We start from the raw sequence: 20,784 nt of genomic DNA, 5'->3' as shown, positions 1-20,784 counted from the left end.
TGAAGCGCCATCAGGAATACAAGCCGACCACTAAAAAAGGGTGCCGAAGCACCCTTTTCAACGTGAGTTAGCGCAAGGCTGTCTTACCAGACGTAAGTCAGCAGGCTGTGCGAATCCGGCACCATAAAGTCGACGGACATCATTACGCTAAGCGCGGTAATGGCGATGATCGAAAAGCCGAACAGCTTGCGCGCCCAGACGCGATCGTCTTCCACTTTATAGCCGCGCAGCGCCATTCCTAACCACCAGACGCTCACCGCCGCCGCGACCACCAGGTATTTATACCCGGCGTAACCGCCCAGTGAGAGCATCAGCGTGGCGATCGCAAAGGCGATGATGTACAGCGTAATGTGATTTTTCGCCACCGAAATGCCTTTCACTACCGGCAGAACCGGGATGTTTGCCGCCTGATAATCCTTAAAGCGGAAAATGGCGATGGCATACGAGTGCGGCATCTGCCACAGGCTAAAAATCGCCAGCAGAATCAGCGCGCCGCTGTCGAAATCGCCGGTCACGGCGCAGTAGCCAATCACCGGCGGCGCAGCGCCGGAGAGAGAACCAATCAGCGTACCGTAAACTGAATGGCGCTTCATATACAGGCTGTAGACGCCTACATAGACCACAAAGCCCATCACGCCCAGCCAGCAGGCCAGAGGATTCGCGCCAAACCACAGCAGCATGAAGCCAGCAATACCCAGCAGGGTGGCGTACACCAGCGAGACAGCAGGAGAAATCAGGCCCTTAACCAGCACCCGGTTTTTGGTCCTTTCCATCTTCCTGTCGATATCCCTGTCGATGTAGTTGTTAAATACACAACCCGACGCCACAACCAGTGACACCCCAACCAACGTGTAGATAAACAGGGGATAATCAATGCTGCCCTTGGAGGCCAGCAGGAACCCCCCGATCACCGAGATCAGGTTGCCAAAGATGATGCCTGGTTTCGTTACTTGCAGGTATTGCTTAAACATCATAACCGCCGCTCTTAGTGCATCATCATGTTGTAGTTGAGGTTCCACATGATCCAGATGGAACCGACAACCAGGATGGCGATGATCAGCACGGTAAAGACAAAAGCCGTCATGTTCCAGCCTTCATCAGACTTCGTGTTCATGTGCAGGAAGCACACCAGATGCACTAAAATCTGCACCACTGCCATTGCCAGGATTGTCCCCAGAATAACGCCTGGAGAAGCCGCCCCCGTCATCACCATCCAGAACGGGATCACCGTCAGGATGATCGACAGGATAAAGCCTGTCATGTAGGTCTTTACGCTGCCATGGGACGCGCCGCCGTGATCGTTAGAATGACTCATTACATCGCCCCCATCAGATAAACAACAGTGAACACGCAGATCCACACCACATCCAGGAAGTGCCAGAACAGGCTCAGGCACATAATGCGGGTACGGTTAGTACTGGTCAGGCCGCGACGGGCGATTTGCACCATCAGCACCGCCATCCAGATCAGTCCAGAGGTTACGTGCAGGCCGTGGGTACCGACCAGCGCAAAGAACGCCGACAGGAAACCGCTGCGATCCGGACCCATACCGTTAACAATCAGGTGATGGAATTCATAGATTTCCATCCCGATGAACCCGGCGCCAAACAAGAAGGTCAACGCCAGCCAGGAAACCACCTGGCTCTTGTTGTTCTTGTGCATGGCGATCGCCGCCATGCCGTAGGTGATGGAGCTGAATAACAGCAGGAAAGTTTCAACCAGAACGAACGGCAGTTCGAAAATGTCCTTACCCGTCGGGCCACCCGCGGTGCCGTTCACCAGAACGGCATAGGTTGCGAACAGAATCGAGAACAGAATGCAGTCGCTCATCAGGTAGATCCAGAATCCGAAGATTTTGTTCTGACCTGCGTCGTGGTGCCCGTGATCGTGCGCGTGGGCAGTCGCGTGCGTTAAAGTATCAGTTGCCATTTTTCAGCCCTGCCTTAGAAATCTCATCGAAATGCTGGTTTTCCAGTTTTTCGACTTCACGGACTGGTACGTAGTAATCCACGTCCTCGTCAAAGCTCTTCACAATCCAGCTGATGATCATGCCTGCGAAGCTTGCGATTGCCAGCCACCAGATATGCCAGATCATGGCGAACCCGAAGAGGGTTGCGAAGGCGGCAATCACAATGCCCGCGCCGCTGTTTTTCGGCATATGAATTTCTTCATACTGCGCAGGCTGTTTGTACGCTTCGCCTTTTTCTTTCATTTCCCAGAAGGCGTCACGCTCGTGAACGTGCGGCACAACGGCAAAGTTATAGAACGGAGGCGGAGAAGAGGTTGCCCACTCCAGCGTACGGCCACCCCACGGGTCACCGGTCAGGTCACGGTTCTGCTCGCGGTCGCGGATAGAAACGTAAATCTGAATAACGAGGCACAGAATACCAATCGCAATCAGCGCCGCACCGACAGCCGCAACCATCAGCATCGGGTGGAACTGCGGATCGATCTGCTGGCTGAGACGACGGGTCATCCCCATGAAGCCCAGCACGTACAGCGGCATGAACGCCACGAAGAAACCGATGATCCAGAACCAGAACGCGCGTTTACCCCAGGTTTCGTTCAGCTTGAAGCCAAACGCTTTCGGCCACCAGTAGGTCATACCGGCGAAGCACCCGAAGACCACGCCGCCGATGATGACGTTATGGAAGTGCGCAATCAGGAACAGACTGTTATGCAGAACGAAGTCCGCGCCCGGTACCGCCAGCAGAACACCGGTCATACCGCCGACCGAGAAGGTCACGATAAAGCCAATCGTCCACAGCATCGCTGAATGGAAGACGATACGGCCCTGATACATGGTGAACAGCCAGTTGAAGATCTTCACCCCGGTCGGGATGGCGATAATCATGGTGGTAATACCGAAGAAGGCGTTGACGTTCGCGCCTGCACCCATAGTAAAGAAGTGGTGCAGCCAAACGATGAACGACAGAACGGTAATACACACTGTCGCCCACACCAGCGAGGTGTAACCAAACAGACGTTTACGGGAGAATGTCGCGGCGATCTCGGAGAACACCCCAAACACCGGCAGGATCAAAATGTACACTTCCGGATGGCCCCAGGCCCAAATCAGGTTGATGTACATCATCATGTTGCCGCCCATATCATTGGTGAAGAAATGGGTGCCCAGATAGCGATCCAGGGTCAGCAGCGCGATGGTCACTGTCAGAATAGGGAACGAGGCGATAATCAGCACGTTGGCGCACAGCGAAGCCCAGGTAAATACCGGCATCTTGAACATCGTCATGCCCGGCGCACGCATCTTCAGAATGGTCACGAAGAAGTTGATACCGGTTAACGTTGTCCCAATACCGGAGAGCTGCAGCGCCCATATCCAGTAATCGACCCCGACGCTTGGACTGTACTCTATTCCCGAAAGCGGCGGATAGGCCAGCCAACCGGTCTGTGCGAATTCACCAACGCCCAGAGAAAGGTTAACCAGGATCACGCCAACAACGGTGAACCAGAAGCTCAGGTTGTTGAGGAACGGGAACGCAACGTCACGCGCGCCGATCTGCAGGGGAACCACCAGGTTCATCAGACCGATAACGAATGGCATGGCCACGAAGAAGATCATGATCACGCCGTGAGCCGTAAAGATCTGGTCGTAGTGGTGCGGCGGCAGGAAACCCGCTTCGCCCGCCGAGGCCAGCGCCTGTTGGCTACGCATCATGATGGCGTCGGCAAAGCCACGCAGTAACATTACGATAGCGACGATGACATACATGATGCCAAGACGTTTGTGGTCAACTGACGTTAGCCACTCTTTCCACAGGTAGGTCCACTTACCGAAGTAAGTGATTAAGCCCAGTAAGGCCAGACCACCGATGATAATGCCAGCAATCGTGACCATGATAATGGGTTCATGGTACGGGACTGCATCCAGTGATAATTTTCCGAACATCGTTTTCTTCCTCGGCCCCTTAGTGAGCGGCTTCCGCGTGGCTCATGTCCATGCCTTCCATCCCTTCGTGCGAGCTGTGCTCACCTTCCGGTTGGGTCATGTCCATGCTCTTGCCGTGAGCCATAAATTTGTTAATGACGTCTTTAAACAAATCCGGTTTCACGTTGGAGAAATATTCCACCTGGTTGTATTCGCTTGGCGCAGCCACTTTCTCGAACGCAGCCATGTCGCTCATGGTGTTCGGAGATTGTTTCGCTTTAGCAACCCATTGGTCGAATGCGGCGCGGTCTGGTGTGGCGATAGCTTTAAACTTCATACCGGAGAAGCCTGGACCGCTATAGCTGGCGGAGATACCGTCATAGGTACCGGCTTCGTTGGCGATCAGGTGCAGACGAGTCTGCATACCGGCCATGGCATAAATCTGGCTACCCAGACGCGGAATAAAGAAGGAGTTCATCACGGAGTTGGAGGTCACTTTGAAGTAAACCGGAGTGTTCGCCGGGAAGGCGATTTCATTCACGGTAGCAATGCCCTGTTCCGGGTAGATGAAGAACCATTTCCAGTCCATGGAAACCACTTCGATGGTAATAGGCTTCTCGTCATGCACCAGCGGTTTGCTTGGCTCAAGAGAGTGAGTGGTTTTCCAGGTAAGTACCGCAAGGAAAATGATGATCAGAATCGGCACCGTCCAGACCACAGCTTCCACTTTATTGGAGTGTGACCAGTTCGGGCTGTACTTCGCATCTTTATTGCTCGCACGATACTTCCAGGCGAAACCAATTGCCATCAAGATTGCAGGGATAACGACAATCAACATCAGGCCAAAGGCCGTCAGTATCAGTGAACGTTGCTCCAGTCCAATCTGTCCTTTGGGATCTAACAGCGCAGAATTACAGCCACTGAGTAATGCAGTGCCTGCAATTAATGACAACCATCCCAAACTTTTATTGTATTTCCTGAGTCTCATTTAACGACCTCAATTCCACGGGACCTGGTGGCGTTTAAAGTGTGTGGGCATTTTACGGGAAGGTTACATTACTGTAAACATCATTGGATCTGTGTTACCGGGTTCTGCCGCACGTGTCACATATGTTGCAAGATATGTCAGTATAGCATTAAGAACCTGTTGCAACATCGCGTTATAACGAAAGGGGACTAAGAGGAAGGGGCGGGAGGGCAATTGGTATAACCAATGCAAAAATAAAACAATTGGTTAACAATTAATTATCAAAAAAGAGACAAACAAAATACAAAAAATAAATGCGCTCAGGCTGAATCGAGTAAGGAAAATAAAATACATTAAAGGCGTCAATAATTTCCAGTTTCTATTGCGCACAAAACAACAAATAATATTTTTCTCAAGTGTTGATTATTTAACCGTTATAATCGCGCAGGGTGATTACAACGGCTAAATAATGTCTGCCACTTACACCAGACGGGTTTTGCGCAGCGCCAGATAATCCAGCACGCCGCCCACGACAACGCCAATGATTGCCACGATCACCGCCACTTCCAGTAGCCCAGCGAGGAAGGTGAAGTTGGACAAGTTCAGCGCATTCATCGTCAGCAGTAACAGCCAGACGCCCAACATCGCGCAACCCGCCATCAGTATTTTCAGCGCCAGACGGTAAGCAGAACGGAATTCCGTACGCGGCAGGAAGCTTTCGCTCTCTCGCGTGTACTCCAGCGTTTGTTTGCATATCAGCAGCAGAAGCAGACCGGGTAGCGCAGCGACAACGGAGAAGAGATAAAAAGTCGACCAGCCGTGCGCTTCAACAAACCAACCTGCAACCGGGCCGACATACACGCGACCCACAGCAGAAAGCGCGGAAAGAAGCGCAAATTGGGTGGCGGAAAAGGACTTATTACACAGCGTCATCAACAAGGCGACAAACGCGGATGTCCCCATCCCCCCGCACAGGTTTTCGAAGAATACTGCCGTTGCCATGCTGAACATGTGCTTATCAGTGACCGACAGCAGCCAGTATCCCGCGTTAGAAACCCCTTGCAGGATGCCGAAGATCAGCAACGCGCGGAACAGGGTCAGTCGCTGCATTAATATGCCGCCGTACAGCGCGCCGACGATGGTCGCCAGTAACCCCAGCGTTTTGTTCACCACGCCCACTTCACCGGCGTCAAATCCGACGCCGCGAATCAAAAAGGTCGTCGTCAGGCTCATGGCAAACGCGTCGCCGAGTTTATAAAGGATGATGAGCAGCAAAATCAGCCAGGCGTTGTTACGGCCAAAAAAGTCGCGCAGTGGGGCGGCGACGGCCTGTTCAAGGGTTTTGGGCACCGGAATGGCGTCGGTTGGCTCCGGCGCCAGCAGCGTTGAGATAATGCAGGGAATAAGCAGCGCCGCCATCAGCCAGTACATACCCTGCCAGCCAAGCCAGCGGTCGGCCATCCACAGCGCAAGTCCGCCCGAAACTAACATCCCCAACCGATACCCCAACACGCTGATCGCCGCACCCGCGCCGCGTTCTTCCGCGGCTAAGACGTCTGTTTTCCACGCGTCGAAAACAATGTCCTGCGAGGCGGAACAGAAGGCGATGACGACCGCGAGGGCCGCCATCCAGCGCAACTGGCTGCCAGGCTCAAGGAAACCCATCGCCGCGATGGAGATCAAAAGCAGGCTCTGGGTGGTCAGCAGCCAACCGCGACGGCGGCCCAAAAAAGGCGGCGTGTAGCGGTCCATGACCGGCGACCAGAGAAATTTAAAGACGTAAGCCTGACCGACAAGCGAGAAAAAACCGATGGTTTTAAGATCGATATTCTCGACAGTCATCCACGCCTGAAGCGTGCCGGACGTCAGCGCGAGCGGTAAGCCGGAGGCGAACCCTAGCATCAGCAAAATCGCTGATTTTGGTTGCTGAAAAATACGTAAGTAGTGACTGGACATGGGCTCAGAAAACTGACCCGGCGTGAGGCCGGGTCAGGATGCAGATATTAACGTGCGTTTTGCTTGATGAAGTCGTGGACGCTGGTGTCCTGAGACATATCCGCGATGGTGTCGGTCAGCACGCTGTTAACCGCGTTAGCGATATTTTTGTTGGTCGCCGTGAAAGCGCCTTCAACGGAGTAGCTGGCACGATAGTTTTTCGTCATCTTGTTGCCGTTTGCCGCGGTGGCGATGATGGCGATATCGGCTTTGGTGGCGATGTTATAGCGGACGTTGCCCTGGGAGACGTCGGCGTACAGCTGATTAACAATGATTTGCAGGTTAACCGCACCGTTCGGACCCACCATATATCCGCGCGCGGTCATCTGTTTTTCCAGCACTTCTTGTAACAGGAAGCGCAGATCGCGGGAGGCGGTCAGGGTGACGAGCTGGTTGTCGCGGGTGACTTTCGCCAGCGCCTGATCCGTACGCTGGTCAGCGCCGTTAATACTGACGGTCACGCCCATCAGGCTTGGATCCTGCTGAGGCAGGGTCATTTTCGGGGACACGTCGATGGTGGTCGGCGGCGTCGCGCAGCCTGCCAGCATAAAGATAGCGACTAACGGAAAGAGGATTTTTTTTAACATGTTCGGACTCTCAGTAAATCTTCAGCAGAGAAAGTGAAAAATTCCCGCCATCATAACACCGCTAACGGCGAGGGGAAGTGGGTAACGCATGTAAATTCATCGCGTTGTCCGTTTTATGACTGCATGGAGAACAAACTTCGGCTTTTTGCAATCTTCGGAATGTATAAATCAGTAAACTTCACGAGTTTGACGCTGAAAATCAGACGAAGGCTAAATATTTGTTGTAATGGTGTAATGGAACCGGTAAAAGCGGCTAATATTTAAAGGGATGGGTGACATCTCAGCGTGGTTTGAGGAGATCTTTCATGATGATACGTGAGCAAATAGAAGAAAAATTAAGGGCAGCGTTCCAACCCGTGTTCCTCGAAGTTGTGGATGAGAGTTATCGTCACAATGTCCCGGCAGGTTCCGAAAGCCACTTTAAAGTGGTTCTGGTTAGCGATCGCTTCACAGGCGAACGGTTTTTAAATCGTCATCGGATGATCTACGGCACATTAACGGCTGAACTGTCCACGACGGTCCACGCGCTGGCGCTGCACACCTACACCATTAAGGAATGGGAAGGGTTGCAGGATACGATTTTTGCGTCACCGCCATGCCGTGGAGCAGGAAGCATCGCCTGAAAACGTATTTGCAACCGCTGACGCTTTTCCAGTATGTTGCTAATGATTGTGTGAAAACGGCCTGCGGGCCGTTTTATTTTGTCTGAATTTTGTTCTGGTTTGACGGTTTTCAGACCAAAATTAGCCGGGAATTGTGAAAAAAGCCGCAGCAACGCGCAATCACCGTTCTCGACTCATAAAAGTGATGCCGCTATAATGCCGCGTCTATTTGAATGTCTTCGGGATGATTCTGACGACAGGGAATGTGATTGATTATGAGAACATCCCGGTTCCGCGAAGCCAATAATCTGTGCTTGCGGAGTAGAGTTGACCGAGCACTGTGATTTTTTGAGGTAACAAGATGCAAGTTTCAGTTGAAACCACTCAAGGCCTTGGCCGCCGTGTAACGATTACTATCGCTGCTGACAGCATCGAGACCGCTGTGAAAAGCGAGCTGGTCAACGTAGCGAAGAAAGTACGTATTGACGGCTTCCGTAAAGGCAAAGTACCTATGAATGTTGTTGCTCAGCGTTATGGCGCGTCTGTTCGCCAGGATGTTCTGGGCGACCTGATGAGCCGCAACTTCGTTGATGCGATCATCAAAGAAAAAATCAATCCGGCTGGTGCGCCGAACTACGTTCCGGGCGAATACAAGCTGGGTGAAGACTTCACCTATTCTGTAGAATTTGAAGTCTATCCGGAAGTTGAACTGACGGGTCTGGATGCTATCGAAGTTGAAAAACCGGTGGTTGAAGTGACCGACGCTGACGTTGACGTCATGCTGGACACCCTGCGCAAGCAGCAGGCGACCTGGAAAGACAAAGACGGCGCTGCTGATGCAGAAGATCGCGTGACCATCGACTTCACCGGTTCTGTAGACGGCGAAGAATTCGAAGGCGGAAAAGCGTCTGACTTCGTCCTGGCAATGGGCCAGGGACGTATGATCCCGGGCTTTGAAGACGGTATCAAAGGTCACAAAGCCGGTGAAGAATTCACCATTGACGTCACCTTCCCGGAAGAATACCACGCTGAAAACCTGAAAGGTAAAGCCGCGAAGTTCGCGATTAACCTGAAGAAAGTGGAAGAGCGCGAGCTGCCGGAACTGACTGAAGAATTCATCAAGCGTTTCGGCGTTGAAGATGGTTCCGTTGCTGGTCTGCGTACCGAAGTGCGCAAGAACATGGAGCGCGAACTGAAAGGGGCTGTACGTAACCGCGTTAAATCTCAGGCCATCGAAGGTTTGGTGAAAGCGAACGACATTGACGTTCCTTCCGCTTTGATCGACAGCGAAATCGACGTACTGCGTCGCCAGGCTGCTCAGCGTTTCGGCGGCAACGAGAAACAAGCGCTGGAACTGCCGCGCGAACTGTTCGAAGAACAGGCTAAACGCCGCGTCGTTGTTGGCCTGCTGCTGGGTGAAGTGATTCGCACCAACGAGCTGAAAGCTGACGAAGAGCGCGTAAAAGGCCTGATCGAAGAGATGGCTTCTGCGTACGAAGATCCGAAAGAAGTGATCGAGTTCTACAGCAAAAACAAAGAGCTGATGGACAACATGCGTAACGTTGCGCTGGAAGAGCAGGCTGTTGAAGCCGTTCTGGCGAAAGCGAAAGTGACTGAAAAAGCCACAACGTTCAACGAGCTGATGAACCAGCAGGCGTAATTTCGCGCTATCGCGTGACATTCGCACAAGGACCCGTCACCCTCTGGTGGCGGGTCTTTTTTTTGCCGGACCTTTTGCAGCGAGAGGGCGAAAAAGCGTTTTTCGGTGTTAGCGTTAAAGCAAAAGATTGTTATGCTTGAATTATAGCGATGCCGTACCCATAACAGAGGGACTAGCTGATAATCCGTCCATAAGGTTACAATCGGTACAGCAGGTTTTTTCAAATTTTATCCAGGAGACGGAAATGTCATACAGCGGCGAACGAGATAACTTTGCACCCCATATGGCGCTGGTGCCGATGGTCATTGAACAGACCTCACGCGGTGAGCGCTCATTTGATATCTATTCTCGTCTACTTAAGGAACGCGTCATTTTTCTGACCGGCCAGGTCGAAGACCATATGGCTAATCTGATTGTGGCGCAGATGCTGTTCCTGGAAGCGGAAAACCCGGAAAAAGATATCTACCTGTATATTAACTCCCCAGGCGGCGTGATTACCGCAGGGATGTCTATTTACGACACTATGCAGTTTATCAAGCCGGACGTCAGCACCATTTGTATGGGGCAGGCGGCATCTATGGGCGCGTTCCTGCTGACCGCAGGGGCGAAAGGTAAACGCTTCTGTCTGCCGAATTCTCGCGTCATGATCCACCAGCCGCTGGGCGGCTATCAGGGCCAGGCGACGGACATCGAAATTCATGCTCGTGAAATTTTAAAAGTGAAAGGGCGCATGAATGAACTTATGGCGCACCATACGGGTCAATCTCTTGAGCAGATTGAACGCGATACAGAGCGTGACCGCTTCCTCTCTGCTTCCGAAGCGGTAGAGTACGGCTTAGTCGACTCGATTTTGACCCATCGTAATTGATGCCCCGGGCGCAAGCGTGCCGCGACACTCATCATTCTACGGGCGTTTGCCTCATGTAGCGTGAATGATTTTGTGTATATACTAATGAAAGGCGGCACAACGCGACTAAGCGACTTGCGCCTGAGAATGGCATTTTGCGTCGTCGTGTGCGGCACAAAGAACAAAGAAAGAGGTTTTAACTCATGACAGATAAACGCAAAGATGGCTCGGGCAAACTGTTGTACTGCTCTTTTTGCGGCAAAAGCCAGCATGAAGTGCGTAAGCTTATAGCCGGTCCATCGGTGTATATCTGCGACGAATGCGTCGATTTATGTAACGACATCATTCGCGAAGAAATTAAAGAAGTGGCGCCGCACCGCGAACGCAGCGCATTGCCGACGCCGCATGAAATTCGCAACCATCTTGACGATTATGTTATCGGCCAGGAACAGGCGAAAAAAGTGCTGGCGGTTGCGGTCTACAACCACTACAAACGTCTGCGCAACGGCGACACCAGTAACGGCGTCGAGTTGGGTAAAAGTAACATTCTGCTGATCGGTCCCACCGGTTCCGGTAAAACGCTGCTGGCCGAAACGCTGGCGCGCCTGCTGGATGTTCCGTTCACCATGGCGGATGCCACCACCCTGACCGAAGCCGGTTATGTGGGTGAAGACGTTGAGAACATTATTCAGAAGCTGCTGCAGAAGTGTGATTACGACGTGCAGAAAGCTCAACGGGGTATCGTCTATATCGATGAAATCGACAAGATTTCCCGTAAATCTGACAACCCGTCCATCACCCGTGACGTTTCCGGCGAAGGCGTGCAGCAGGCGCTGCTGAAGCTGATCGAAGGGACCGTCGCCGCGGTTCCGCCGCAGGGCGGACGCAAACATCCTCAGCAGGAGTTTCTGCAGGTTGATACCTCGAAAATCCTGTTTATCTGCGGCGGCGCGTTCGCGGGTCTGGATAAAGTGATCGCGAACCGTGTTGAAACCGGCTCTGGCATTGGTTTTGGCGCGACGGTGAAAGGCAAATCCGACAAAGCCAGCGAAGGCGAGCTGCTTTCTCAGGTCGAACCGGAAGATTTGATTAAGTTCGGGTTGATCCCGGAGTTCATCGGTCGTCTGCCGGTCGTGGCAACGCTGAGCGAACTGAGCGAAGAAGCGCTGATTCAGATCCTCAAAGAGCCGAAAAATGCCCTGACCAAACAGTATCAGGCGCTGTTTAATCTGGAAGGCGTGGATCTGGAATTCCGTGACGAAGCGCTGGATGCTATCGCCAGGAAAGCGATGGCGCGTAAAACAGGCGCCCGTGGTCTGCGTTCCATCGTTGAAGCCGCGCTGCTCGACACCATGTACGATCTGCCTTCTATGGAAGACGTCGAAAAAGTGGTGATTGACGAGTCGGTCATCGGCGGTCAAAGCAAGCCGTTACTGATCTACGGCAAGCCGGAAGCGCAGCAGGCATCTGGCGAATAATTAGCCAAAATATACAACTGGTTAATCAAAAAGGGGGGATTTTATCTCCCCTTTTATTTTTCCTGAATCCTGCCGTTGAATGTCTGGGAAACATCCCCATATACTGACATACATGTTAAAGGTGAGATGAAGCACAGCGTGTCACCTGATTACCTGGCGGACACTAAACTAAGAGAGAGCTCTATGAATCCTGAGCGTTCTGAACGCATTGAAATCCCCGTATTGCCGTTGCGCGATGTGGTGGTTTATCCGCACATGGTCATACCCTTGTTTGTAGGGCGGGAAAAATCTATCCGTTGTCTGGAAGCGGCTATGGACCATGATAAAAAAATCATGCTGGTCGCCCAGAAAGAAGCATCAACGGATGAGCCGGGTGTAAACGATCTTTTCACCGTCGGGACCGTGGCCTCTATTCTGCAAATGCTGAAACTGCCTGACGGCACGGTAAAAGTGCTGGTCGAGGGGTTACAGCGTGCACGTATTTCTGCGCTGTCTGATAACGGCGAACACTTCTCTGCGAAAGCGGAATACCTTGATTCCCCCGCCATCGACGAGCGTGAACAGGAAGTGCTGGTGCGCACGGCAATCAGCCAGTTCGAAGGCTATATCAAGCTGAACAAGAAAATCCCACCGGAAGTGCTGACGTCGCTCAATAGCATCGACGACCCGGCGCGTCTGGCGGATACCATCGCGGCGCATATGCCGTTGAAGCTGGCGGACAAACAGTCCGTGCTGGAAATGTCCGACGTGAACGAGCGTCTGGAATATCTGATGGCGATGATGGAGTCCGAAATCGATCTGCTGCAGGTTGAGAAGCGTATCCGCAACCGCGTTAAGAAGCAGATGGAGAAATCTCAGCGTGAGTACTATCTGAATGAGCAAATGAAAGCCATTCAGAAAGAACTTGGCGAAATGGATGATGCCCCGGACGAAAACGAAGCGCTGAAGCGCAAGATCGACGCGGCGAAAATGCCGAAAGAGGCGAAAGAGAAAGCGGAAGCGGAGCTGCAGAAGCTGAAAATGATGTCTCCGATGTCGGCAGAAGCGACCGTTGTGCGCGGCTATATCGACTGGATGGTGCAGGTTCCGTGGAATGCGCGGAGCAAAGTCAAAAAAGACCTGCGTCAGGCGCAGGAAATTCTTGATACCGATCATTACGGCCTTGAGCGCGTGAAAGACCGTATCCTTGAGTATCTCGCGGTGCAGAGCCGTGTGAACAAAATTAAAGGACCGATCCTGTGTCTGGTTGGGCCGCCGGGGGTAGGTAAAACCTCTCTGGGCCAGTCCATCGCGAAAGCGACCGGGCGTAAATACATCCGTATGGCGCTCGGCGGCGTGCGCGATGAAGCGGAAATTCGCGGTCACCGCCGGACTTACATCGGTTCTATGCCGGGTAAACTGATCCAGAAAATGGCCAAAGTGGGCGTTAAAAACCCGCTGTTCCTGCTTGATGAGATCGACAAGATGTCTTCGGATATGCGTGGCGATCCGGCGTCCGCCCTGCTTGAAGTGCTGGATCCCGAGCAGAACGTGGCGTTCAGCGATCACTACCTGGAAGTGGACTACGACCTCAGCGACGTCATGTTTGTCGCGACGTCTAACTCGATGAACATTCCGGCGCCGCTGCTGGATCGTATGGAAGTGATCCGTCTGTCTGGCTACACCGAAGACGAGAAACTGAATATTGCGAAGCAGCATTTGCTGCCGAAGCAGATCGAGCGTAACGCGCTGAAAAAAGGTGAGCTGACGGTCGACGATAGCGCCATTATCGGCATTATTCGTTACTACACCCGTGAAGCGGGCGTACGTAGCCTGGAGCGTGAAATCTCTAAACTGTGCCGGAAAGCCGTGAAGCAACTGCTGCTGGATAAGTCCCTGAAGCATATCGTGATCAACGGCGATAACCTGCACGATTACCTGGGCGTTCAGCGCTTTGACTATGGTCGTGCGGACAACGAAAACCGTGTGGGCCAGGTCACGGGTTTGGCGTGGACGGAAGTGGGCGGCGATCTGCTGACCATCGAAACCGCCTGCGTGCCGGGCAAAGGCAAGCTCACCTATACCGGTTCGCTGGGCGAGGTGATGCAGGAGTCCATTCAGGCAGCGTTGACGGTGGTACGCGCGCGCGCGGAAAAACTGGGTATTAATCCGGACTTTTACGAAAAACGCGATATCCACGTTCACGTACCGGAAGGCGCGACGCCGAAAGACGGCCCGAGCGCCGGTATCGCAATGTGTACTGCGCTGGTCTCCTGTCTGACCGGTAACCCGGTACGCGCCGATGTCGCGATGACCGGTGAGATCACCCTGCGCGGCCAGGTGTTGCCTATCGGCGGATTGAAAGAAAAACTGCTGGCGGCACACCGTGGCGGCATTAAAACGGTCTTAATTCCTGACGAGAACAAACGTGACCTGGAAGAGATTCCGGATAACGTGATTGCGGATCTGGACATTCATCCGGTGAAACGTATCGAAGAAGTTTTGACCCTCGCGCTGCAAAATGAGCCGTCTGGCATGCAGGTTGTAACCGCAAAATAGTGACCTCGCGCAAAGAGCACTAATAAAAACAGGGCTGGCAGGCCATTTCGGGCTTGCCAGCCTTTTTTTGTATAGCTAATTTAGATGACGGATTAGGCTTGCCATCATTAACGGGTGTTGTAAGGGCATGGCAGGCCTGATATAACTGCTGCGCGGTCGCACTTTGAAGGACTCAGGTGCGATATAAATTATAATGAGGAAGAGAAGAGTGAATAAATCTCAACTGATCGACAAAATTGCTGCAGGGGCTGATATCTCTAAGGCTGCGGCTGGACGTGCGTTAGATGCAATTATTGCATCTGTTACCGAATCTCTGAAAGAAGGGGATGACGTTGCGCTGGTAGGTTTTGGTACTTTTGCCGTTAAAGAGCGTGCTGCCCGTACTGGTCGCAACCCGCAAACCGGTAAAGAGATCACCATTGCTGCGGCGAAAGTTCCTGGCTTCCGTGCAGGTAAAGCACTGAAAGACGCTGTAAACTAAGCGTATTCCCTTCAGGGGAACAGGATCCAGTACAAGGGCGCATCATCTGATGTGCCTTTTTTATTATTGAACCGATTTTCTATACGTTGTGGGCTGACAATCGCCCCTGTTTCTTGTCACAATAGGCCTTTATGCGCAGCGTTCAGGAAACACTATGCTGCGTGCAGTGTATAGTCACCTACAGCGGAGTGTGGTTACACCATGATGGACAGCTTACGCACGGCTGCTAACAGTCTCGTGCTCAAGATTATTTTCGGAATCATTATCGTGTCGTTCATTCTGACCGGCGTGAGTGGTTACCTGATTGGCGGAGGCAACAACTACGCCGCTAAAGTGAATGGCCAGGAAATCAGCCGTGGGCAGTTTGAGAATGCGTTCAACAGCGAACGTAATCGCATGCAGCAGCAGCTTGGCGATCGGTATTCAGAACTGGCCGCCAATGAAGGCTATATGAAAACCCTGCGCCAGCAGACGCTGAATCGCCTGATCGACGAAGCGCTGCTCGACCAGTACGCGCGCGAACTCAAACTTGGCATCAGCGACGAACAGGTTAAACAAGCGATTTTCACTACGCCCGCTTTCCAGGTTGACGGTAAATTTGATAACAATCGCTACAACGCGATTATTAATCAGATGGGCATGACCGCGGACCAGTATGCCCAGGCGCTGCGTAATCAACTGACCACCCAGCAGCTGATCAGCGGCGTTGCGGGTACCGACTTTATGCTCAAAGGCGAAACAGACGAACTGGCGGCGCTGGTGGCTCAGCAGCGCGTGGTGCGTGAAGCCACTATCGACGTCAATGCGCTGGCGGCGAAGCAGCAGGTGACCGAACAGGATGTCAGCAGCTATTACGAGCAGCATAAAAACAGCTTCATGACCCCGGAACAGTTCCGCGTCAGCTATATCAAGCTCGACGCTGCGGCGATGCAAAAACCGGTGAGCGATGCAGACATTCAGTCTTATTACGATCAGCATCAGGATGAATTCACTCAGCCGCAGCGCACCCGTTACAGCATCATCCAGACCAAAACGGAAGATGAAGCCAAAGCGGTGCTGGACGCGCTGAATAAAGGCGGTGATTTTGCAGCGCTGGCGAAAGAAAAATCGGCTGATATCATCTCTGCCCGTAACGGCGGCGACATGGGTTGGCTGGAAGAATCAACCACCCCTGACGAACTGAAAAATGCCGGTCTGAAAGAAAAAGGCCAGCTTTCCGGCGTAATCAAATCTTCCGTCGGTTTCCTGGTGGCGCGTCTTGACGACGTCCAGCCGGCGAAGGTCAAACCGTTGAGCGAAGCACGTGACGACATTGCCGCGAAAGTGAAACAGGAAAAAGCAATCGACGCCTTTTTCGCCTTGCAACAGAAAGTTAGCGACGCGGCGAACAATGACACCGAATCGCTGGTGGGCGCTGAGCAAGTCGCCGGTGTGAAAGCGGTGGAAACGGGCTGGTTTAGCCGCGACAGTCTGCCTGAAGAACTCAATTTTAAACCGGTGTCAGACGCGATCTTTGACGGCTCGCTGGTAGGTGAAAACGGCACGCCGGGCAGAAACTCCGATATCATCACCGTTGACGGCGATCGTGCGTTTGTACTGCGCATTAGCGAGCATAAAGCGGAAGCGGTGAAGCCTCTGGCTGAGGTAAAAGATCAGGTCACTGAAATAGTGAAACATGAAAAAGCCACGCAGCAGGCCAAACTGAGCGCGGAAAAACTGCTGGTTGATCTGAAAGCAGGAAAAGGCGCAGAAGCGATGAAAGCGGCGGGCCTGCGCTTTGGCGAATCGAAAACCCTGAGCCGTACGGGACAGGATCCGATTAGCCAGGCGGCGTTTGGCCTGAGCCTGCCAGCCAAAGATAAACCAAGCTATGGCATTGCTGACGACATGCAGGGTAACGTCGTGATCCTGGCGCTGGACGAAGTGAAAGCCGGCTCCATGCCGGAAGATCAGAAAAAGGCGATGGTTCAGGGTATCACCCAGAACAATGCGCAGATTGTGTTTGAAGCGCTGATGAGCAATCTGCGTAAAGAAGCGAAGATCAAAATCGGTGATGCGATGGAGCAACAGCCTTAATCATCGAGACGTCTCGCAAAAAATAGCTCAACAGTTGTAACACCAAAAGGCCGCTTTCGCGGCCTTTTCCATTTCTGAACTTTGCCATTTGTTCGCTTTCTGCCGTCCCGCTATTGTGCTTTCACTGTTAACAAACAAGGAGAAACAGTATGAAACACGGATTCAAAGCGCTACTCATTACCCTTTCTTTAGCCTGCGCGGGCATGACGCACAGCGCGCTGGCCGCCGCACCGGCAACAAAGGGCGCGGTGGCGGAAAACAAAGCGGAAGCCCATACCGCTGCGCAAAACAAAGCGGCGGCGCCAGTGAAAGCCAGCGACGAAGACGGTACCCGGGTCAGCATTAACACCGCAACGGCAGAGGAGCTGGCGCGCGCGATGAACGGCGTCGGGCTGAAGAAAGCACAGGCGATCGTCAGCTATCGCGAAGAGTACGGTCCTTTTAAAACGGTAGACGATCTCAAGCAGGTGCCGGGCATGGGTAGCGCGTTAGTTGAACGTAATCTGTCAGCGTTAACGCTTTAAGCACTTGCGTAGTGGCTAAAATTTGCCAGGATTACGGAGGTCATACCAGTTATGACCTCTTTACTTCTGTCATACCTATAACGATAAATTAAGGTTTCAGCGCTATGCAAACACAAATCAAAGTCCGTGGTTATCATCTCGATGTTTACCAACATGTCAATAACGCCCGCTATCTGGAATTCCTTGAAGAAGCCCGCTGGGACGGGCTGGAAAACAGCGACAGCTTTCAGTGGATGACGGCGCACAACATCGCCTTCGTGGTGGTAAATATCAATATTAATTATCGCCGTCCGGCGGTGCTGAGCGATCTGTTGACCGTCACCAGTCAGGTCCAACAGTTAAACGGTAAAAGCGGTATTCTGAGCCAGGTCATCACGCTTGAACCAGAAGGGCAGGTGGTGGCCGATGCGCTGATCACCTTCGTTTGCATCGATCTGAAAACACAGAAAGCGTTACCGCTGGAAGGGGAATTGCGGGATAAGCTGGAGCAAATGGTCCAGTAGAAAACCGCGAAGCGTACCTGATGGCGCTTCGCGTATCCGGCCTGCGCATCAGACGGCGTAGGCCGGACACGACACGTCGTTTCGCCATCCGGCCATGCTACAGGGGTTATTGTAAACCGGTTTTGTGTTTCATCGCCGCCATTACCGCAGGCTTATTAGCCAGATAATGGTGCAGACCGTTGGCGCGAAGATGACAGGCCGCGCACTGGCCGCAACCGTCGCCTTTAATGCCGTTATAACAGGTCAGTGTTTCATGACGCACAAGATCCAGCTTGCCCCAGTAGTCTGCCAGCGCCCAGGTTTCAGCTTTATCAATCCACATTAACGGCGTTTCAAATCGAATGTCCTTCGCCATGCCAAGATTAACCGCGTGATTGAGTGCTTTCACAAATTCGTCGCGGCAGTCCGGGTAGCCGGAAAAATCGGTTTCACACACGCCAGTGATCACCGCTTCTGCTTTCACCTGGTAGGCGTAAATGGCCGTTAGCGTCAAAAACAGAATATTGCGTCCGGGAACAAAAGTATTGGGGATCCCGTTTGCTTCCGGTTCGTAATCCGGTACCGGGATATTGTCGCGCGTCAGGCTGCTGACGGCGAGTTCGCTGAGCAACGTCACATCCAGCACTTTGTGCGCACGGGCGCCCAGTTTCAGGGCCAGTTCACGGGCCACATCGATCTCAGCGCGATGGCGCTGACCATAGTCAAAGGTCACGCAATGCACTTCATCATACTGATGCAGCGCCTGCGCCAGACAGGTGGTGGAGTCTTGTCCTCCACTGAACACAACGACGGCACGTTTCATGGTATTTCCCGTAAATCTACAAAACCATTATGTTAACGCCTGAAATGCGCGCCGACCAGCGACTTCACGGCCCCGGCGGCGGCAGCCAGGCTTCCGTAAAGGCAAACCAGCCGCGCGGATTCAGGCGTACGCCGTTCACGCCTGGGGGAGCGCTGATGCGGTAATGATAGTTAAACAGCGGCGTCAGCGTCGCCTCATTCATCAGAGTGGTGAAAACCTGCCGGAGCGCGGCGTGCCGATGCGCTTCTTCGGGACGAATTTGCAGCGCATCCAGCGTCGCCTGTAGGTGCGAAAACCCAGGCGCGTCGAGCACATGTGGCCAGAGCGCGTCGCAGCGCAGCCATTGTTCGAGGGTATATTCTGGCGCTTCGCCAATCAACCTGTCCCCCATCATCAGGTCCGCTTCGGCAAGCAGATGACAGCCCTCCCAGGTTTTCGCATTGTGGAAAATTAACGTCAGCTCGCAGCCCAGATCCGCCAGAGTCAGGCGCAAGCGTTCGGCCATGGTGTGCAGTTCCACTGGCAGATGGTAGACCAGAGTCAAGGTTTTTGGCAGCGCCACCTCCTCAAGCCCTTGCCAGCGTGGAATAGACCAGCCTGGCAGCAGCGCGCGGCTGGGCGTGATTAAATTCTCGCCGACATCGAGCGTCTCAAGCAGCGAAGAACGATGGATGAGTTCGACCAGCCAACGCGCCTGGTGCAGGGATAATCTTGCGCTCTTTTTCAACGTTAAGTAGCAAAAGCCCAGGCTGATTCCGGTACTGACCGGGCTTACCGTGGCGAGTTCTTCTGGTTTTCCAATGGTGATCTGCACCGGGTGACGGCAACTGGTGCCCAGATCCTGCGCGAACAATTGTGGTGTGATCCAGTATTCAATGGCTTTAAGCAGGGGATGCGTAAGATGGTAATGGTCGTGGCTTTCCAGACGCACCAGTTCCGGAGTAAAAAGCGTCAGGCGAAACGGCCCCGTACCGACGAGTGGCTGTTCCGGATGCGCCAGATGGCTACAGTAGCTTGCCAGACGGTGCGCCAGCCAGAAGTCCGGGCGGTGAAGGGTGAACGTCAGGCATTGCGGATGGGTCACATCTATCGACTTGACGCTGATAAACAGCCTGTGCAGCGCCGGAAGCGCCAGCAGCATCAACAGCCGCTGGTGTAACTGCGTGGTTGCCACCGGGTCGCCGTTATGCCAGTACAGCGTGGATCGGATATAAAAATCCCAGCGTAAGCCGTCGCGGGAAATCTCCCAGTGGTGCGCTAGATCGCCGCAGGGTTGCTGCGTCTCGCTGTCGAAGCGGGTCAGACCCGAGAAAATCTGGCTTGCCAGATGCTGTTCGGCGCGGCCAGGCAGGAAACCAGGGTGCAACGGATCCAGCGGGCGATAATAGGGAATTCGCAACGTTGGCGTCGCATTCTGCCACTGACCCCCCATAAAAGGCTGGAGCATGGCGCGCAAATCGCCGGGCGCCAGTTGCGCCAGCTCCAGTACGCTAAGCTGTTGCCCTTTTTCCAGCGCCTGCTCCATCATCGTGGTGCGCAGCGATTCCGGCGTCACCAAAAAACGCAGCAATCCGCGCTTCCCCCGCCCGGACTGCGACGTCCAGACAAGCCACCCCGCCGCCTGCGCCTGACGTAGCAGGGTGCGGATGTGACGCTCGCTGCAAAAGCAGCGCTCCGCCAGTTCGCCCACGGTCACGCTTTGCGGTTCGCCGCCAGAAGGTTGCCACAGCCGCTGGTATTGATTAAGACGATTAAGAAGTCGCATAAAAACCCGGAACAATTCAGATTATCTATTCACTATTACTTCCGTATATATCAGGTGATACTCATCCACA

The 20,784-nt window shown here is 53.3% G+C and carries 18 protein-coding genes; 9 read left to right on the top strand and 9 right to left on the bottom strand.

Features of this window, described 5'->3' with window-relative positions:
- Window positions 1-83 precede the first annotated feature (83 nt).
- The 7 genes from cyoE to APU02_RS01825 form a co-directional block, all read right to left on the bottom strand.
- Window positions 84-974, bottom strand: coding sequence for a heme o synthase (cyoE, locus tag APU02_RS01855; protein WP_082636756.1), 891 nt, complete (start codon window positions 972-974; stop codon window positions 84-86).
- Between the two features lie 11 nt (window positions 975-985).
- Window positions 986-1,315 (bottom strand): cytochrome o ubiquinol oxidase subunit IV, encoded by a 330-nt coding sequence (locus tag APU02_RS01850; protein ID WP_012904838.1) that lies wholly within the window; start codon window positions 1,313-1,315, stop codon window positions 986-988.
- The gene (locus APU02_RS01845; protein WP_042285929.1) at window positions 1,315-1,929 is read right to left on the bottom strand and encodes a cytochrome o ubiquinol oxidase subunit III; all 615 of its coding nucleotides are present in this window, start codon (window positions 1,927-1,929) and stop codon (window positions 1,315-1,317) included. Before APU02_RS01845 ends, APU02_RS01850 begins: the two co-directional genes overlap by 1 nt.
- Window positions 1,919-3,910, bottom strand: coding sequence for a cytochrome o ubiquinol oxidase subunit I (cyoB, locus tag APU02_RS01840; protein ID WP_042285926.1), 1,992 nt, complete (start codon window positions 3,908-3,910; stop codon window positions 1,919-1,921). Before cyoB ends, APU02_RS01845 begins: the two co-directional genes overlap by 11 nt.
- A gap of 19 nt (window positions 3,911-3,929) precedes the next feature.
- Window positions 3,930-4,877, bottom strand: coding sequence for a cytochrome o ubiquinol oxidase subunit II (cyoA, locus tag APU02_RS01835; protein ID WP_042285924.1), 948 nt, complete (start codon window positions 4,875-4,877; stop codon window positions 3,930-3,932).
- A gap of 459 nt (window positions 4,878-5,336) precedes the next feature.
- Window positions 5,337-6,812 carry a muropeptide MFS transporter AmpG gene (ampG, locus tag APU02_RS01830; RefSeq protein WP_060569057.1) on the bottom strand — a complete coding sequence of 492 codons (1,476 nt, stop codon included), beginning with the start codon at window positions 6,810-6,812 and terminating at the stop codon, window positions 5,337-5,339.
- A 47-nt stretch (window positions 6,813-6,859) separates the two neighbouring features.
- Entirely contained in the window at window positions 6,860-7,438 is a 579-nt protein-coding gene (locus tag APU02_RS01825; RefSeq protein WP_042285918.1) for a lipoprotein, read from the bottom strand.
- Between the two features lie 305 nt (window positions 7,439-7,743).
- On the opposite strand from APU02_RS01825, the gene bolA reads away from it, so the two are divergent.
- The 9 genes from bolA to fadM all read left to right on the top strand — a co-directional run bounded on the left by bolA (window position 7,744) and on the right by fadM (window position 18,147).
- Complete coding sequence (bolA, locus tag APU02_RS01820) at window positions 7,744-8,061, top strand: transcriptional regulator BolA (protein ID WP_042324511.1); 318 nt, start codon at window positions 7,744-7,746, stop codon at window positions 8,059-8,061.
- Between the two features lie 340 nt (window positions 8,062-8,401).
- Window positions 8,402-9,700: a trigger factor gene (gene tig / locus APU02_RS01815; protein ID WP_042285910.1), complete on the top strand. Its 1,299-nt coding sequence runs from the start codon at window positions 8,402-8,404 to the stop codon at window positions 9,698-9,700.
- Window positions 9,701-9,944: 244 nt separating this feature from the next.
- On the top strand, window positions 9,945-10,568 hold the full coding sequence (gene clpP / locus APU02_RS01810; protein ID WP_003021624.1) for an ATP-dependent Clp endopeptidase proteolytic subunit ClpP: 624 nt from the start codon (window positions 9,945-9,947) through the stop codon (window positions 10,566-10,568).
- A 182-nt stretch (window positions 10,569-10,750) separates the two neighbouring features.
- Window positions 10,751-12,025, top strand: a complete 1,275-nt coding sequence (gene clpX, locus APU02_RS01805) for an ATP-dependent protease ATP-binding subunit ClpX (protein WP_042285907.1) — start codon at window positions 10,751-10,753, stop codon at window positions 12,023-12,025.
- A 183-nt stretch (window positions 12,026-12,208) separates the two neighbouring features.
- Entirely contained in the window at window positions 12,209-14,563 is a 2,355-nt protein-coding gene (gene lon / locus APU02_RS01800) for an endopeptidase La (protein WP_042285905.1), read from the top strand.
- A gap of 193 nt (window positions 14,564-14,756) precedes the next feature.
- A complete protein-coding gene (gene hupB / locus APU02_RS01795; protein WP_233459101.1) occupies window positions 14,757-15,044 on the top strand; it encodes a nucleoid-associated protein HU-beta in 288 nt (95 codons plus the stop codon).
- Between the two features lie 201 nt (window positions 15,045-15,245).
- Window positions 15,246-17,120: a peptidylprolyl isomerase gene (gene ppiD, locus APU02_RS01790; protein WP_060569056.1), complete on the top strand. Its 1,875-nt coding sequence runs from the start codon at window positions 15,246-15,248 to the stop codon at window positions 17,118-17,120.
- A 149-nt stretch (window positions 17,121-17,269) separates the two neighbouring features.
- Window positions 17,270-17,644 (top strand): helix-hairpin-helix domain-containing protein, encoded by a 375-nt coding sequence (locus APU02_RS01785; protein ID WP_042285900.1) that lies wholly within the window; start codon window positions 17,270-17,272, stop codon window positions 17,642-17,644.
- Between the two features lie 104 nt (window positions 17,645-17,748).
- Window positions 17,749-18,147: a long-chain acyl-CoA thioesterase FadM gene (gene fadM, locus APU02_RS01780; RefSeq protein WP_042285898.1), complete on the top strand. Its 399-nt coding sequence runs from the start codon at window positions 17,749-17,751 to the stop codon at window positions 18,145-18,147.
- 106 nt (window positions 18,148-18,253) lie between these two features.
- On the opposite strand, the gene queC is transcribed toward fadM, so the two are convergent.
- Window positions 18,254-18,949: a 7-cyano-7-deazaguanine synthase QueC gene (gene queC / locus APU02_RS01775; RefSeq protein ID WP_042285896.1), complete on the bottom strand. Its 696-nt coding sequence runs from the start codon at window positions 18,947-18,949 to the stop codon at window positions 18,254-18,256.
- A gap of 64 nt (window positions 18,950-19,013) precedes the next feature.
- Window positions 19,014-20,714, bottom strand: coding sequence for an SgrR family transcriptional regulator (locus APU02_RS01770; protein WP_060569055.1), 1,701 nt, complete (start codon window positions 20,712-20,714; stop codon window positions 19,014-19,016).
- Window positions 20,715-20,784: the final 70 nt, after the last annotated feature.

Origin of the sequence: Citrobacter sp. 50677481 (assembly GCF_001463265.1) — a bacterium.
Lineage (GTDB): Bacteria > Pseudomonadota > Gammaproteobacteria > Enterobacterales > Enterobacteriaceae > Citrobacter_A > Citrobacter_A sedlakii.
The sequence above is the reverse complement of the archived record's forward strand: the minus strand, read 5'-3'. Positions and strand labels throughout refer to the sequence as shown.

Bases quoted from the DNA above. Each gene is read 5' to 3' on its own strand.
- tig (WP_042285910.1), top strand. From the start codon at position 8,402: ATGCAAGTTTCAGTTGAAACCACTCAAGGCCTTGGCCGCCGTGTAACG.
- ampG (WP_060569057.1), bottom strand. From the start codon at position 6,812: ATGTCCAGTCACTACTTACGTATTTTTCAGCAACCAAAATCAGCGATT.
- APU02_RS01825 (WP_042285918.1), bottom strand. From the start codon at position 7,438: ATGTTAAAAAAAATCCTCTTTCCGTTAGTCGCTATCTTTATGCTGGCA.
- cyoB (WP_042285926.1), bottom strand. From the start codon at position 3,910: ATGTTCGGAAAATTATCACTGGATGCAGTCCCGTACCATGAACCCATT.
- cyoE (WP_082636756.1), bottom strand. From the start codon at position 974: ATGATGTTTAAGCAATACCTGCAAGTAACGAAACCAGGCATCATCTTT.
- bolA (WP_042324511.1), top strand. From the start codon at position 7,744: ATGATGATACGTGAGCAAATAGAAGAAAAATTAAGGGCAGCGTTCCAA.
- APU02_RS01770 (WP_060569055.1), bottom strand. From the start codon at position 20,714: ATGCGACTTCTTAATCGTCTTAATCAATACCAGCGGCTGTGGCAACCT.
- clpP (WP_003021624.1), top strand. From the start codon at position 9,945: ATGTCATACAGCGGCGAACGAGATAACTTTGCACCCCATATGGCGCTG.
- lon (WP_042285905.1), top strand. From the start codon at position 12,209: ATGAATCCTGAGCGTTCTGAACGCATTGAAATCCCCGTATTGCCGTTG.
- queC (WP_042285896.1), bottom strand. From the start codon at position 18,949: ATGAAACGTGCCGTCGTTGTGTTCAGTGGAGGACAAGACTCCACCACC.
- APU02_RS01850 (WP_012904838.1), bottom strand. From the start codon at position 1,315: ATGAGTCATTCTAACGATCACGGCGGCGCGTCCCATGGCAGCGTAAAG.
- ppiD (WP_060569056.1), top strand. From the start codon at position 15,246: ATGATGGACAGCTTACGCACGGCTGCTAACAGTCTCGTGCTCAAGATT.
- clpX (WP_042285907.1), top strand. From the start codon at position 10,751: ATGACAGATAAACGCAAAGATGGCTCGGGCAAACTGTTGTACTGCTCT.
- APU02_RS01785 (WP_042285900.1), top strand. From the start codon at position 17,270: ATGAAACACGGATTCAAAGCGCTACTCATTACCCTTTCTTTAGCCTGC.
- cyoA (WP_042285924.1), bottom strand. From the start codon at position 4,877: ATGAGACTCAGGAAATACAATAAAAGTTTGGGATGGTTGTCATTAATT.
- hupB (WP_233459101.1), top strand. From the start codon at position 14,757: ATGAGGAAGAGAAGAGTGAATAAATCTCAACTGATCGACAAAATTGCT.
- APU02_RS01845 (WP_042285929.1), bottom strand. From the start codon at position 1,929: ATGGCAACTGATACTTTAACGCACGCGACTGCCCACGCGCACGATCAC.
- fadM (WP_042285898.1), top strand. From the start codon at position 17,749: ATGCAAACACAAATCAAAGTCCGTGGTTATCATCTCGATGTTTACCAA.